This window comes from Aeromonas sp. 601039 (genome assembly GCF_049174415.1).
GTDB lineage: Bacteria > Pseudomonadota > Gammaproteobacteria > Enterobacterales > Aeromonadaceae > Aeromonas > Aeromonas veronii_A.
Window position 1 is genome coordinate 1 of the sequence record NZ_JAAKTL010000030.1, and the last position, 12,606, is coordinate 12,606.

Consider the following 12,606-nt stretch of genomic DNA (forward strand, 5'->3'; position numbering starts at 1 on the left):
CGTATATTGCCCCCTATCCTGGCCAACCAGATTCCGGTTGGTGGAGAGGTGGTGGAGCGGCTCTCTATCCGCAAGATTGAAATTCAGGAGTAAGTGATGCCGATCCGTATATTGCCCCCTATCCTGGCCAACCAGATTCCGGTTGGTGGAGAGGTGGTGGAACGGCTCTCTATCCGCAAGATAGAAATTCAGGAGTAAATGATGCCGATCCGTATTTTGCCACCCATTCTGGCCAACCAGATTGCAGCCGGAGAGGTGGTGGAGCGGCCCTCTTCTGTGGTGAAAGAGCTGGTGGAAAACAGCCTGGATGCGGGTGCCGATCGGGTCGAGATCGACATCGACAAGGGGGGAGCCAAGCTGATCCGCATCCGTGACAACGGCTGTGGCGTCGCCAAAGACGAGCTGGTGCTGGCGCTGTCGCGTCACGCCACCTCCAAGGTGGCCACGCTGGATGATCTGGAAGGGATCAACAGCCTCGGCTTTCGTGGCGAGGCGCTCGCCTCCATCAGCTCGGTCTCCCGTCTCACCTTCACCTCCCGTACTGCAGATCAGTCCGAAGCCTGGCAAGCCCAGGCGGAAGGGCGCGAAATGAGCGTCACCATCAAGCCGGCGGCCCATCCGGTGGGCACCACGGTGGAGGTAGTGGATCTCTTCTTCAATACCCCCGCGCGGCGCAAGTTCATGCGCAGCGAAAAGACCGAGTTTGCCCATATCGACGAGCTGGTGCGCCGCATCGCGCTCTCCCGCTTCGATGCCACCCTGATCCTACGCCACAATGGCAAGGTGGTGCGCCAGTACAAGACCGCCAATACCGTGCCGGAGCAGGAGCGACGTCTCGCCGCCGTTTGCGGCACCCCCTTCATGCACCATGCGCTGGCGGTGGAGAGCGAACACAGCGATGTGCGTTTGTGGGGCTGGCTGGCGACTCCGGAGGGAGCAAGACCGCAGAACGACCTGCAATACACCTATGTCAACGGCCGGATGATGCGCGACAAGCTCATCAACCACGCCATTCGTCAGGCCTATGATGAGTTGCTGCCTCCCGACCGCTTCGCCGCTTATGTGCTCTATATCGAGCTGGATCCCCGTCAGGTGGATGTCAACGTCCACCCGGCCAAGCATGAGGTGCGCTTCCATCAGGCGCGACTGATCCACGACTTTATCTTTCAGGCGCTGTTTACTGCGCTGCGCCGCGAAGGGGTGAGCACCGCTCATCAGGACACTCCGCTGGCCGAAACCCTGGTCGAGTTGCCGGTCAGTCCGCAGATTGAATACCCCGGTCAGGTGCCACGTCCCGAATGGTACGGTGCCGAGCACAGCTACCGGGCTCCTGCACTGGTACGGGAGGGGGGCGGTGGGGCTGGCCGAGCCAGCAATTATCAACCGCCCGAGCTCCCAAGCCGGGAGGCGATGCGCGGCATGGGCGCTCTGCTCACTACGCTGCCTATCGCAACTGCGGCTGAGGCTGCTCCCGCACAGTCCACCGACACAGTGCCGTCACCTAAACAGGGGGGATGTCGCGCCCTGACACTGGTGGAGCAGGCCTACCTGTTGATCGAGCGGGATAATCAGTTGGCGCTGCTCTCGCTGGTACGCGCCGAGCGGGTGCTGCTACGCCACTGGCTGCTGGAGACCTGGGGCCAGGGACTGGCGGCCCAGCCACTGTTGCTGCCGGTCTCCTTCAAGCTGCCGAAGAATTTGATCGCGCTGGTGACCGAGCAGGAACGTTTGCTGAAACGGATGGGGCTGGAGTTGAAAAGCGGGGGGCGCGACACCATGATCCTGACTCGGGTGCCGGCTCTGCTGCGCCAGACCGATCTGGTTCGTCTGTTACCCGAATTGCTGCAAATTATCGAGGGCGGATCTGACAGTGATGCTGGTCAGCAGGCTGAAGTATTATGCCAATGGCTGGTGGAGCAGGGGATAAGCCGCGAGAAGATATACGATTTTTCAACTGCCAGTCGTCTGCTGACGGAACTTGTGACCGATTTCAGTGACCAACTGGCAGACATTCGCATGGTGCGCCCGCTTTCGCTGGCGACCGTGCTGGAGGAGTTTGAACATGGCGAGTGACTTGCCGACCGCAATTTTTCTGATGGGGCCGACGGCCTCCGGCAAGACGGATCTCGCCATTGAACTGTGCCAGGCGCTGCCCTGCGACATCATCAGCGTCGATTCGGCGCTGATCTATCGCGGCATGGATATAGGTACGGCCAAGCCGACCGCCGATGAACTGGCACGTGCCCCGCACCGGCTGATCGACATTCTTGATCCCGCAGTGAGCTATTCGGCAGCCGATTTTTGCAAGGATGCCCTGCGGGAGATGAAAGAGATCGCCGACCGTGGCCGCATTCCGTTGCTGGTAGGCGGCACCATGCTCTATTTCAAGGCGTTGCTGGAGGGATTGTCCCCGCTGCCCTCTGCCGATCCCGCCATTCGTGCCGGGATTGAGGAAGAGGCTGCCCGCCTCGGTTGGCAGGCGCTGCACGATGAGCTGGTGCGCATCGACCCGGTGGCCGGTGCGCGGATCCACCCCAATGACCCGCAGCGACTCTCCCGGGCGCTGGAGGTCTACCGCATCAGCGGCAAGACCCTTACCGAGCTGACGCAGGTGCAGGGGGAGGGCTTGCCCTATCGGGTGCAGCAGTTTGCCATCGCCCCGAGCGATCGCGCCGTGCTGCATCAGCGGATCGAACAGCGCTTTGACAAGATGCTGCAAGGTGGCTTTGAACAGGAGGTTCGTGCGCTGATGGCGCGCGGCGATCTGACCCCGGATCTCCCCTCCATTCGCTGTGTGGGTTATCGCCAAATGTGGGACTACCTGTGCGGTGAAGTGGGGTATGATGAGATGCGTTATCGTGGCATTGTTGCCACACGCCAATTGGCAAAACGACAGATGACCTGGTTGCGCGGCTGGCCCGACGTGACCTGGTTGGAATCTGGTGAGTCTGGCAATCTTGACCTCGTGCTTGCTCGCGCTGGTGCGGCTTGACACTCCCTGTATAATCAGGTTGTTATATTGATATTCGGTGTTTAAAAACAACAAACTATAAGGAAAAGAAAAATGGCTAAGGGGCAATCTCTCCAAGACCCGTTTTTGAATGCGCTGCGCCGTGAGCGGATTCCTGTTTCTATCTATTTGGTGAACGGCATCAAACTGCAAGGTCAGATCGAGTCTTTTGACCAGTTTGTTATCCTGCTGAAAAACACCGTGAGCCAGATGGTTTACAAGCACGCCATCTCGACTGTCGTACCGGCCCGTGCCGTCAATCATCACCAGCCCACTCCGGGTGGCGCGGCTGATGAACAGGGTGATGCCGAGGCGTGATATCCCTGGGCGAGTCGACTCGCCAACTCAGATTCATCATGATTCCTGTTAAGGAGCAAGCGCTTGTTTGACCGTTATGAAGCTGGCGAACAGGCCGTTCTGGTGCATGTCAACTTCAGTGATGAGGGTGAGCGGGAGGATCTGGAAGAGCTCAAGATGTTGGTGAGTTCTGCCGGTGTAAATGCGCTGGCGGTCATCACCACCAGTCGTAGTGCGCCCAGTGCCAAATTTTTTGTCGGCAGCGGCAAGGCTGAAGAGATCGCGTCCCAGGTCCAGATGCTGGATGCGGATGTGGTGATCTTCAACCATGCCCTGACTCCTGCCCAGGAACGAAATCTGGAACGTCTGTTCCAGTGCCGGGTGGTGGACAGAACCGGTCTGATCCTCGACATCTTCGCCCAGCGCGCCCGAACCCATGAAGGTAAACTGCAGGTCGAACTGGCCCAGTTACGCCACCTTTCCACTCGCCTGGTGCGAGGCTGGACCCACCTTGAGCGTCAAAAGGGCGGGATCGGTCTGCGTGGTCCGGGTGAAACCCAGCTTGAAACTGACCGACGTCTGCTGCGGGAACGCATCAAGGCGATTTTGCGCCGGCTCGACAAGGTAGCAAAGCAGCGGGAGCAGGGACGTCGTGCCCGCAACCGCAACGAAGTACCGACAGTTTCTCTGGTTGGTTACACAAACGCCGGAAAATCCACTTTGTTCAACCAACTTACAGCTGCCAGCGTGTATGCTGCCGACCAGTTGTTCGCAACACTGGACCCGACCCTGCGAAAACTGGTGATCCGGGATGTGGGTGATGTGATTTTGGCTGACACGGTTGGATTTATTCGGCACTTGCCTCATGATCTGGTCGCGGCTTTCAAAGCGACCCTGCAGGAGACCCGCGAAGCGGATCTGCTGCTGCATGTGGTGGACTGTGCCGATGAGCAGATGCAGGAGAATATCGACTCCGTGCAGCAGGTGCTGGCCGAAATTGAAGCTGACGACAGGCCTCAGCTGATGATCTGCAACAAGATCGACAAGCTGGCGGATCGTCCTGCTGGTCTGGAGCGAGATGACGAGGGGCGCCCATTGCGCGTCTGGCTGTCGGCTCAGACTGGTGAAGGTTGTGAGCATCTGTTTACGGCGCTGACTGAACTGCTGGCCGGCTCCATGGTGCACCACACCCTGCAGTTGCCACCCTCGGCAGCAAGATTGCGCAGTGCGCTTTATCAGTTGAAGGGCATTGAGCAGGAAGGCTTTAGCGAGGAGGGAGATTTCGTGCTGGAAGTCCGCTTGCAAGTGGCCGACTGGAACCGCCTCGTAAAGCAGGAAGGTGAGAGTTTACAACGCTTTATCAGACATTGATGTTCTGATAGAGGTGATATCCATCCGCAAGTATTAATGGAGACGCTGATGGCTTGGAATGAGCCTGGTAACAACGGCAAAGACCGTGACCCTTGGGGGAACAACGGCAAGAATCAGGGGCCCCCTGATCTGGACGAAATGCTGCGCAAGATGAGCCGTCGCTTCGGGGGCCTGTTTGGTGGTGGCACATCCGGTGGTGATGTCGGTCGCTTTGGTATCTCCATCGCACTGGTGATCGCTGTGGTGGTGTGGGTTGTCAGCGGCTTCTACACCATTCGTGAAGCGGAACGTGGTGCAGTGCTGCGGTTTGGCAAGTTTTCCCATATTGTCGAGCCGGGTCTGCGCTGGAATCCCACCTTTATCGACAAGGTGATCCCTGTGGATGTCGAGTCCGTGCGCTCGCTGCCTGCTTCCGGTTTCATGCTGACTCAGGATGAAAACGTGGTGCGGGTCGAGATGGACGTGCAGTACCGTGTCGTCAACCCCGAGCAGTATCTGTTTAGCGTAACGAATGCTGACGAGAGCCTGAGTCAGGCCACCGACAGTGCCCTGCGTTATGTTGTGGGCCACACCAAGATGGACGACGTGCTGACCACCGGCCGTGAGAAGGTGCGTCAGGAGACCTGGCAGGTGATTGATGGCATCATCGAGCCTTACCAGATGGGTCTGCAGATCGTCGACGTCAACTTCTTGCCGGCTCGTCCGCCGGAAGAGGTGAAGGATGCGTTTGATGACGCCATTGCCGCTCAGGAAGATGAGCAACGCTTCATCCGCGAGGCCGAAGCCTATGCCCGTGAAGTCGAGCCGAAGGCCCGTGGTCAGGTCAAGCGTCTGGAGCAGGAAGCGGAAGCCTACAAGTCCCAGATTGTGCTGAAAGCCCAGGGTGAAGTGGCCCGCTTCAACGAGCTGCTGCCCCAGTATCAAGCTGCGCCCGATCTGACACGCAATCGTATCTACCTGGAGACCATGGAAGAGCTCTATCAGCAGGCCAATAAAGTGGTGGTCGACATGCCGGCTGGCAACAACAGCATGATCTATCTGCCGCTCGACAAGTTGGCTGGCAAGCAGGCGAGCGTCCAGCAGGGGCGTCCAGCTGCTGCGCCGACCATCGAGTCCACGCCAGCTTCCAACGAGGGCGCCAACTCCACTCCGACGCCGCTGCGTAGCGGTGACCGCTTCAGCTCAGGGAGAAACTGATAGATGAAAAAGCTAGCTATTGGTGTAATCGCTGTCGCGGCCATGGTCTGCTTCTCCTCTGTCTTTATCGTTGATGAAGGCCAGAAGGGGATTGTGGTGCAGTTCGGCAAGGTGAAGCGGGTTGACTCCGGTGAACCCCGCCTCTATGAACCGGGCCTGCACTTCAAGGTGCCGCTCATCGACCAGGTTCGCAAAATGGATGCACGCATCCAGACCATCGACAGCCAGGCTGACCGTTTTGTCACCTCCGAGAAGAAAGACCTGATCATCGATTCCTATGTGAAATGGAAGATCGAGGACTTCTCCAAGTACTACTTGGCAACCGGTGGTGGCAACAAGTTGCAGGCCGAGGATCTGCTCAAGCGCAAAATCAACAACGGTCTGCGCTCCGAGATCGGTAATCGTACCATCAAGGATATCGTCTCCGGTGAACGCAGTACCGTGATGGAAGATGCTCTGATGAAGATGGCGCGCTCCTCCGAGCTCGGCATCAAGGTGGTGGATGTGCGGATCAAGCAGATCAACCTGCCGGTGGAAGTGTCCAACTCCATTTACCAGCGGATGCGGGCCGAGCGTACTGCCGTGGCCCGTGAGCATCGCTCCCAGGGGCGTGAGCAGGCCGAGATCCTGCGGGCCGATATCGATCGCAAAGTGACCGTGATGATCGCTGATGCAGAGAGTAACGCTCGTCAACTGCGCGGTGAAGGGGATGCGGAAGCCGCCAAAATCTATGCTGACAGCTACAAGAAAGACCCCGAGTTTTTCAGCTTCGTGCGCAGTATGGAGGCCTATCGCAAGAGCTTCGCCGGTGGCAATGACCTGATGGTGCTCAAGCCGGATAGCGAGTTTTTCCGTTACTTCAAGTCTCCTGAAGGCACCAAGCAGTAAGTGTCGGGAGTTGTTTTGCCAGGGGCCTGCTTTGTCAGGCCCTTTTATTTGTCTGCCAAACAAACGGGGTCAATGGTTTTTGACGGGAGAGGGGCAGAATGATGACATCCATACTGACGGGGCTGGGTCTGCTGTTGCTGTTTGAAGGGTTGGGGCCGTTTCTGATGCCAAGAGTGTGGCAGCAGATGCTGCGGCTGTTGAGCGAACAACCGGCGGAGCAGCTACGCCGTATCGGCGGCTCGCTGTTGGTGGCTGGCAGCGTGATCCTCTGGATGGTGAGTCGCTGAGTCTGGCGAAATGCACTGCTCAGCAGATAGCAGACAATAAAAAAGAGGCCGAAGGCCTCTTTTTTCATGCATGTCGTTTACTCAGGCACTGCGCTGCACCGCCATGTGGGCCAGTGTTTCCAGCGCCTGTTTGTGCGGGGAGTCAGGCAGGATGGCGAGCGCGGCAATGGCCTTGTCCGCCTCTTCCCTTGCGCGCATGCGGGAGTACTCCAGCGCACCGGTGCGGTCGAGAATGGCCAGGATCTGGTCGAGATGCTCCATGCCGTTGCGGTGCTCGATGGCATCACGCACCAGTTGGCGCTCTTCCGCACTACCCACTTCCATGGCGCGCAGCAGCGGCAGGGTCGGTTTGCCTTCGGCCAGATCGTCGCCGACGTTCTTGCCCATCTCTTCGCTCTGGGAGCAGTAGTCCATCACGTCATCAATGATCTGGAACGCGGTGCCCAGATACTTGCCGTAATCGGTCATGGCCTGTTCGACGGGCTCCGGCTGATGGGTCAGCACGGCGGCGAGTCGGGTAGCGGCCTCGAACAGCTTGGCGGTCTTGCAGTAGATGACCGTCATGTAGCTCTCTTCGGTGGTATCCGGGTCGTTGCAGTTCATCAGCTGCAACACTTCCCCTTCGGCGATGGTGTTGGTTGCATCCGAGAGGATCTCCATCACCCGCAGGTTGGAGAGTTCGGCCATCATCTGGAAGGAGCGGCTATAGAGGTAGTCACCGACCAGCACGCTGGCAGCATTGCCAAACATGGCGTTGGCGGTCTCCCGGCCGCGGCGCAGGTCGGATTCGTCGACCACGTCGTCGTGCAGCAGGGTAGAGGTGTGAATGAATTCGATGATGGCGGCCAGTTTCAGGTGATCCTCACCCTCATAGCCCAGCGCACGCGCAGCCATCACGGTCAGCATGGGGCGCATCCGTTTCCCGCCGGCGCTGACAATGTAGAAACCCAGCTGATTAATCAGACTAACGTCGGACTGGAGTCGGGCCAGGATCAGTTCATTGACCGCCGTCATGTCGGCGGCACAGAGCGCACGGATAGTCTGTTGGTCCATAAGTCTCGTAACGTGACAGCAGCAATAACTGCGATTTTAGTAATGGCAGGGATTCTACACGATTTCACAATGGGTTACAGTTAGGCGTTTATCCACGGCGGCAGATATGCGCACAAAATAAACTTTTTGCTAAATTGGCCTTGCCTGAGCAGATCGATTTGCGTAGAATGCCCGCCCATTGTTATAGGTTTTTGCGCATGTCTAGCCTTGAGCAAAAGACATGCCTTTACGGAGTTAATCAAATGTACGCGGTATTCCAAAGCGGCGGAAAACAACACCGTGTGGCCGAAGGTCAAATCGTTCGTCTGGAAAAGCTGAACGTTGAGACTGGCGCTACCATCGACTTCAACGAAGTGCTGATGGTTGCTGCAGGCGACACTTTTAAAGTAGGTGCTCCTTTCGTTGAAGGTGGCAAGGTTGTAGCTGAAGTTGTGGCTCACGGCCGTGGCGAGAAAGTGACTATCGTCAAGTTCCGTCGTCGTAAGCACCACCGTAAGCAAGCGGGCCACCGTCAGTGGTTCACTGAAGTCAAAATCACTGGCATCAGCGCTTAATTAGAGGAGTCCGATAGATGGCACACAAAAAAGCTGGCGGTTCATCCCGCAACGGTCGCGATTCTGAAGCTAAACGCCTGGGCGTGAAGCGTTTCGGCGGCGAAACAGTTCTGGCTGGCAGCATCATCGTTCGTCAGCGCGGTACCAAGTTCCACGCTGGTGAGAACGTTGGTCTGGGCAAGGACCACACCCTGTTCGCTACCGCGAACGGCAAGGTGCAGTTCGAAGTTAAAGGTCCGCTGAATCGTAAGTACGTTAGCATCGTTGCTGAGTAATTACGGACCGCAAGGATCCGAAGCCCCGCCAACAGGCGGGGCTTTTGTTTTTCCGAAATAATGACGAAAAAACGGAACGCAGATGACCCGGGTACCGAGATTGCCCGGAGAGGCAAGATGCGTATCGCCCGCAGGGGTCTGTACCACTATAATTGCGTATCGGTTTTTCGAATTAAGGTGACGGTTACCTATGAAGTTTGTTGATGAAGTCCAGATTCGAGTCGATGCCGGTGACGGTGGTAACGGTTGTGTAAGTTTTCGCCGTGAAAAATATATTCCCAACGGTGGTCCGGATGGTGGTGACGGTGGTGACGGTGGTGACGTCTATCTGGTTGCCGATGAGAACCTCAACACCCTGATCGACTACCGTTTTGAGCGTTTCCATGCTGCCGAGCGTGGCGAGAATGGCCAGAGTGCCAACTGTACCGGTCGTCGTGGCAAGGACAAGATCCTGCGCGTGCCGGTCGGTACCCGTGCAACCGATGACGATACCGGCGAGTTGCTGGGCGACTTGACTCACCACGAGCAGAAGTTGCTGGTTGCCAAGGGCGGTTTCCACGGTTTGGGCAATACCCGCTTCAAGAGTTCGGTCAACCGGGCTCCACGCCAGAAGAGCAACGGCACACCGGGCGAAGTGCGTACCCTGAAGCTGGAGCTGCTGTTGCTGGCTGACGTCGGTATGCTGGGTCTGCCCAACGCCGGTAAATCTACCTTTATTCGCGCCGTTTCTGCCGCCCGCCCGAAAGTCGCTGATTATCCCTTTACCACCCTGGTGCCGAACCTCGGTGTGGTGCGTGGTGAGAACTCCCGCTCCTTCGTGATCGCCGATATTCCGGGCCTGATTGAGGGGGCAGCCGAAGGCGCAGGTCTTGGTATCCGTTTCCTCAAGCACCTCGAACGCTGCCGCGTGTTGATCCATCTGGTGGATATTTGCCCCATTGATGGCTCCGATCCGGCTGAAAATGCCGTGACCATCGTGCGTGAGCTGGAGAAGTACAGCCCGGAACTGGCTGGCAAGCCGCGCTGGCTGGTGTTCAACAAGATGGATCTGATCCTGGAAGAAGAGGCTCAGGAAGTGATGGATCGCGTGAAAGCCGCCCTCAACCACGAAGGGCCGGTCTACGCCATCACTGCCATCAGCAAGGAAGGGACCAAGAAGGTCTGCTACGACATCCTGGATCTGCTGGATACCATGCCCCGTCAGCTGGAGCAGGATGCCAAAGAGGCGATCGAGAAAGTGGAGTTCAAGTGGGACGACTACCACAAGAACCAGCTGGCTAAAGCCGAAGCGGAAGCGCTTGCCGCCTCCATGGCCTTTGACGAAAGTCTCGACGATGATGATTGGGATGACGAAGATGATGATGGTGTGGAAGTGATCTACGTCCGTGACTGATACCCTTGTCTGTCCATTTCATTGATAACCGGAGCCTGAACAGGCTCCGGTTTTTTTATGCCTGTCGAGTAGTGGCTCATTAGGTATGTTTGTGATGCCACTTATTGCCTGCCGTTGATAACTGTTTATACTGCCCATCAAAATTAACAGTAATGAAACAATCATCTGGCGATGTCGATTGAATCGATATGCGTTTCTGTATCTGATTGTTTTGATGGAAGGTTTACCTGTAAAAATTTTTATGCGCAGATTTATGCATTATGGGCTTGTTTGTGCATTTTTTTGGAGTATTCTTGCGCCCGTTTTGCCGGTTAATGCATGAATACGCAGGTAGGCCGGGCTATGGAAAAGTAACATTAGGGCAGTCTTATCATGCTGGAAAAGAGTCTTGAAGCATCTGCGGTTAATACCCGCCGTAACTTGTTGATGTTTCTAATACCGTCACTGATCGGTATCTTGCTGTTCATGACGCCGGTCGTCTATGACGGTAACGTCACCATCCCCGTCGCAGTGCTGGCCAAGCTGGTGCAGCGGGTTTTTGCCGATTATCTGGTTGCCATGGTCAGTGCGGTGATCACTACCACCATGCTGATGACTATCATCACCTGGTTGTTCAAACCGGCGATTCTGGTGCGTAGACCATTCCTCAACAGCCTGTTCAACGTCTCTCCTTTCTGGGCCTGCGTGCGGGTGGTGGGTGGTATTTTCGTGCTGCTGACCTTCTTCCAGGTGGGACCAGAGGTGCTTTATTCAGGCGCAACCGGCGGCCTGGTGCTCAACGATCTGCTGCCGGTGCTGTTTTCAGTCTTCATTTTTGCCGGCCTGCTGCTGCCGTTGCTGCTCGATTTCGGGCTGCTGGAGTTTGTCGGCACTATGATGACTCGCATCATGCGTCCGGTATTCCGGTTGCCGGGTCGCTCTGCCGTAGACTGCTTTGCCTCCTGGCTGGGGGATGGCAGTGTCGGCATCCTGCTGACCAGCAAGCAGTACGAAGGGAAGTTCTATACCCAGCGGGAAGCGGCCGTTATTGGCACCACCTTCTCCGCCGTCTCCATCACCTTCTGTCTGGTAGTGATCTCCCAGGTGAAGCTGGAACACATGTTCGTTCCCTTCTATCTGACTGTCTGTCTGGCTGGGGTGGTTGCCGCTATCGTGGTGCCACGTCTGCCGCCGCTATCCTGGAAGAAGGATATCTATATCGATGGCGCTCCCCTGTGTCGCAAGCAGGAGGCGGTGCCCCACCAGCACAGTGTGATGAGTTATGGTCTCGAACGTGCATTGACCAAGGCAGAGCAGATGACCGGTCTCGGTGCCGTCGCCCGGGAAGGGGTGAAAAATGCGCTCGACATGCTGTTTGGCGTGTTGCCTGTGGTCATGGCGATCGGTACCTGTGCCCTGATGCTGGCCGAACACACCCCCATCTTCAACTGGCTTGGCGCCCCCTTCGTCCCCTTGCTGGAACTGCTGCAACTGCCGGAGGCGGAAGCCGCATCCAAGACTATCATGGTCGGTTTTGCCGATATGTTTATTCCGGCTGTGCTGGCTTCGACCATCGATAGCGAGATGACCCGCTTCGTCATTGCCGCCATGTCGGTGACCCAGCTGATCTATATGTCCGAAGTGGGGGCCCTGCTGCTTGGCAGCAAGATCCCGGTCAAACTGTGGGAGTTGTTTGTGATCTTCCTGATGCGCACCCTGGTTACCCTGCCGGTGATTGCCGGGGTGGCACACCTGCTGTTTTAAGGGCGCAGCGCAGTGAAAAACGGTCAACCTCGGTTGACCGTTTTCTTTTTCGCAGTAACGGGAGAGAGTACCCCTTCGGTTGGCTCAGCCTGTAGTGACGGGACACTGTATGGTCAACGAGTGGACCGTGTTGGCGATGCTATAGGGCTTGGCCGCCTTGTAGACCTTCTTATCTTCGTCGTAGCTTCCCCCCAGATACTGGGTGCTGTAGAGCGTCTGCTGGTGACGATCGGTCTCCTTGTAACCTTGCGGGCAGGTCTGGTTGGCCTGCTGGAAGCAGGCTTTCATGCTGCTGCACTCGATGTAGAAGCCGCGCTGGCTGGGATCGGCAAGGTGCACCGGGGTAACGGTAGGTGCGGGGGGAGACAACAGGGCGCAACCGGAGAGCGTCAGTGCGCCCAGCAGAACGAGATGTTTTGACATAGATAACCTGAACAGTGTGGTGTGACAAAGAGTGAGGGGGAGTCTATTGCTCCCCCTTCGCTATAGGGGCACCGTTATAACCAGCCCGGGGCGTTCAGGCCAGCCCGCAAATGTA

13 protein-coding genes are annotated in these 12,606 nt (G+C 57.1%); 11 read left to right on the forward strand and 2 right to left on the reverse strand.

Features of this window, described 5'->3' with window-relative positions:
- Window positions 1-201 precede the first annotated feature (201 nt).
- The 7 genes from mutL (at window position 202) to G5195_RS18405 (ending at window position 7,050) form a co-directional block, all read left to right on the forward strand.
- The gene (gene mutL, locus G5195_RS18375) at window positions 202-2,073 is read left to right on the forward strand and encodes a DNA mismatch repair endonuclease MutL (RefSeq protein ID WP_421222469.1); all 1,872 of its coding nucleotides are present in this window, start codon (window positions 202-204) and stop codon (window positions 2,071-2,073) included.
- Window positions 2,063-2,992: a tRNA (adenosine(37)-N6)-dimethylallyltransferase MiaA gene (miaA, locus tag G5195_RS18380; RefSeq protein ID WP_421222471.1), complete on the forward strand. Its 930-nt coding sequence runs from the start codon at window positions 2,063-2,065 to the stop codon at window positions 2,990-2,992. The genes mutL and miaA overlap by 11 nt, the downstream gene beginning before the upstream one ends.
- A gap of 72 nt (window positions 2,993-3,064) precedes the next feature.
- Window positions 3,065-3,328, forward strand: a complete 264-nt coding sequence (gene hfq, locus G5195_RS18385) for an RNA chaperone Hfq (protein WP_005339045.1) — start codon at window positions 3,065-3,067, stop codon at window positions 3,326-3,328.
- Window positions 3,329-3,391: 63 nt separating this feature from the next.
- A complete protein-coding gene (gene hflX, locus G5195_RS18390; protein ID WP_421172861.1) occupies window positions 3,392-4,678 on the forward strand; it encodes a ribosome rescue GTPase HflX in 1,287 nt (428 codons plus the stop codon).
- A gap of 48 nt (window positions 4,679-4,726) precedes the next feature.
- Window positions 4,727-5,875, forward strand: coding sequence for an FtsH protease activity modulator HflK (gene hflK / locus G5195_RS18395; RefSeq protein WP_319919773.1), 1,149 nt, complete (start codon window positions 4,727-4,729; stop codon window positions 5,873-5,875).
- A 3-nt stretch (window positions 5,876-5,878) separates the two neighbouring features.
- Entirely contained in the window at window positions 5,879-6,763 is an 885-nt protein-coding gene (gene hflC, locus G5195_RS18400) for a protease modulator HflC (protein WP_421222473.1), read from the forward strand.
- Between the two features lie 98 nt (window positions 6,764-6,861).
- A complete protein-coding gene (locus tag G5195_RS18405; protein WP_421222474.1) occupies window positions 6,862-7,050 on the forward strand; it encodes a DUF2065 domain-containing protein in 189 nt (62 codons plus the stop codon).
- 81 nt (window positions 7,051-7,131) lie between these two features.
- On the opposite strand, the gene ispB is transcribed toward G5195_RS18405, so the two are convergent.
- Window positions 7,132-8,103 (reverse strand): octaprenyl diphosphate synthase, encoded by a 972-nt coding sequence (gene ispB / locus G5195_RS18410; protein ID WP_421222476.1) that lies wholly within the window; start codon window positions 8,101-8,103, stop codon window positions 7,132-7,134.
- A 242-nt stretch (window positions 8,104-8,345) separates the two neighbouring features.
- On the opposite strand from ispB, the gene rplU reads away from it, so the two are divergent.
- From rplU to G5195_RS18430, 4 genes are all read left to right on the forward strand, one after another.
- Window positions 8,346-8,657, forward strand: coding sequence for a 50S ribosomal protein L21 (rplU, locus tag G5195_RS18415; protein ID WP_005304210.1), 312 nt, complete (start codon window positions 8,346-8,348; stop codon window positions 8,655-8,657).
- Window positions 8,658-8,674: 17 nt separating this feature from the next.
- Window positions 8,675-8,932 carry a 50S ribosomal protein L27 gene (gene rpmA, locus G5195_RS18420; RefSeq protein WP_005304202.1) on the forward strand — a complete coding sequence of 86 codons (258 nt, stop codon included), beginning with the start codon at window positions 8,675-8,677 and terminating at the stop codon, window positions 8,930-8,932.
- A gap of 190 nt (window positions 8,933-9,122) precedes the next feature.
- Window positions 9,123-10,325 carry an Obg family GTPase CgtA gene (gene cgtA / locus G5195_RS18425; RefSeq protein WP_216952928.1) on the forward strand — a complete coding sequence of 401 codons (1,203 nt, stop codon included), beginning with the start codon at window positions 9,123-9,125 and terminating at the stop codon, window positions 10,323-10,325.
- Between the two features lie 372 nt (window positions 10,326-10,697).
- Window positions 10,698-12,068: a YjiH family protein gene (locus tag G5195_RS18430; protein ID WP_216952929.1), complete on the forward strand. Its 1,371-nt coding sequence runs from the start codon at window positions 10,698-10,700 to the stop codon at window positions 12,066-12,068.
- Window positions 12,069-12,152: 84 nt separating this feature from the next.
- Here G5195_RS18430 and G5195_RS18435 read toward each other — a convergent pair whose 3' ends face one another.
- On the reverse strand, window positions 12,153-12,491 hold the full coding sequence (locus G5195_RS18435; RefSeq protein WP_421236380.1) for a hypothetical protein: 339 nt from the start codon (window positions 12,489-12,491) through the stop codon (window positions 12,153-12,155).
- Window positions 12,492-12,606: the final 115 nt, after the last annotated feature.

Excerpts from the sequence above, each read along its gene's own strand:
- mutL (WP_421222469.1), top strand. The coding sequence starts at position 202 with ATGCCGATCCGTATTTTGCCACCCATTCTGGCCAACCAGATTGCAGCC.
- miaA (WP_421222471.1), top strand. The coding sequence starts at position 2,063 with ATGGCGAGTGACTTGCCGACCGCAATTTTTCTGATGGGGCCGACGGCC.
- hfq (WP_005339045.1), top strand. The coding sequence starts at position 3,065 with ATGGCTAAGGGGCAATCTCTCCAAGACCCGTTTTTGAATGCGCTGCGC.
- hflK (WP_319919773.1), top strand. The coding sequence starts at position 4,727 with ATGGCTTGGAATGAGCCTGGTAACAACGGCAAAGACCGTGACCCTTGG.
- hflC (WP_421222473.1), top strand. The coding sequence starts at position 5,879 with ATGAAAAAGCTAGCTATTGGTGTAATCGCTGTCGCGGCCATGGTCTGC.
- G5195_RS18405 (WP_421222474.1), top strand. The coding sequence starts at position 6,862 with ATGATGACATCCATACTGACGGGGCTGGGTCTGCTGTTGCTGTTTGAA.
- ispB (WP_421222476.1), bottom strand. The coding sequence starts at position 8,103 with ATGGACCAACAGACTATCCGTGCGCTCTGTGCCGCCGACATGACGGCG.
- rplU (WP_005304210.1), top strand. The coding sequence starts at position 8,346 with ATGTACGCGGTATTCCAAAGCGGCGGAAAACAACACCGTGTGGCCGAA.
- rpmA (WP_005304202.1), top strand. The coding sequence starts at position 8,675 with ATGGCACACAAAAAAGCTGGCGGTTCATCCCGCAACGGTCGCGATTCT.
- cgtA (WP_216952928.1), top strand. The coding sequence starts at position 9,123 with ATGAAGTTTGTTGATGAAGTCCAGATTCGAGTCGATGCCGGTGACGGT.
- G5195_RS18430 (WP_216952929.1), top strand. The coding sequence starts at position 10,698 with ATGCTGGAAAAGAGTCTTGAAGCATCTGCGGTTAATACCCGCCGTAAC.
- G5195_RS18435 (WP_421236380.1), bottom strand. The coding sequence starts at position 12,491 with ATGTCAAAACATCTCGTTCTGCTGGGCGCACTGACGCTCTCCGGTTGC.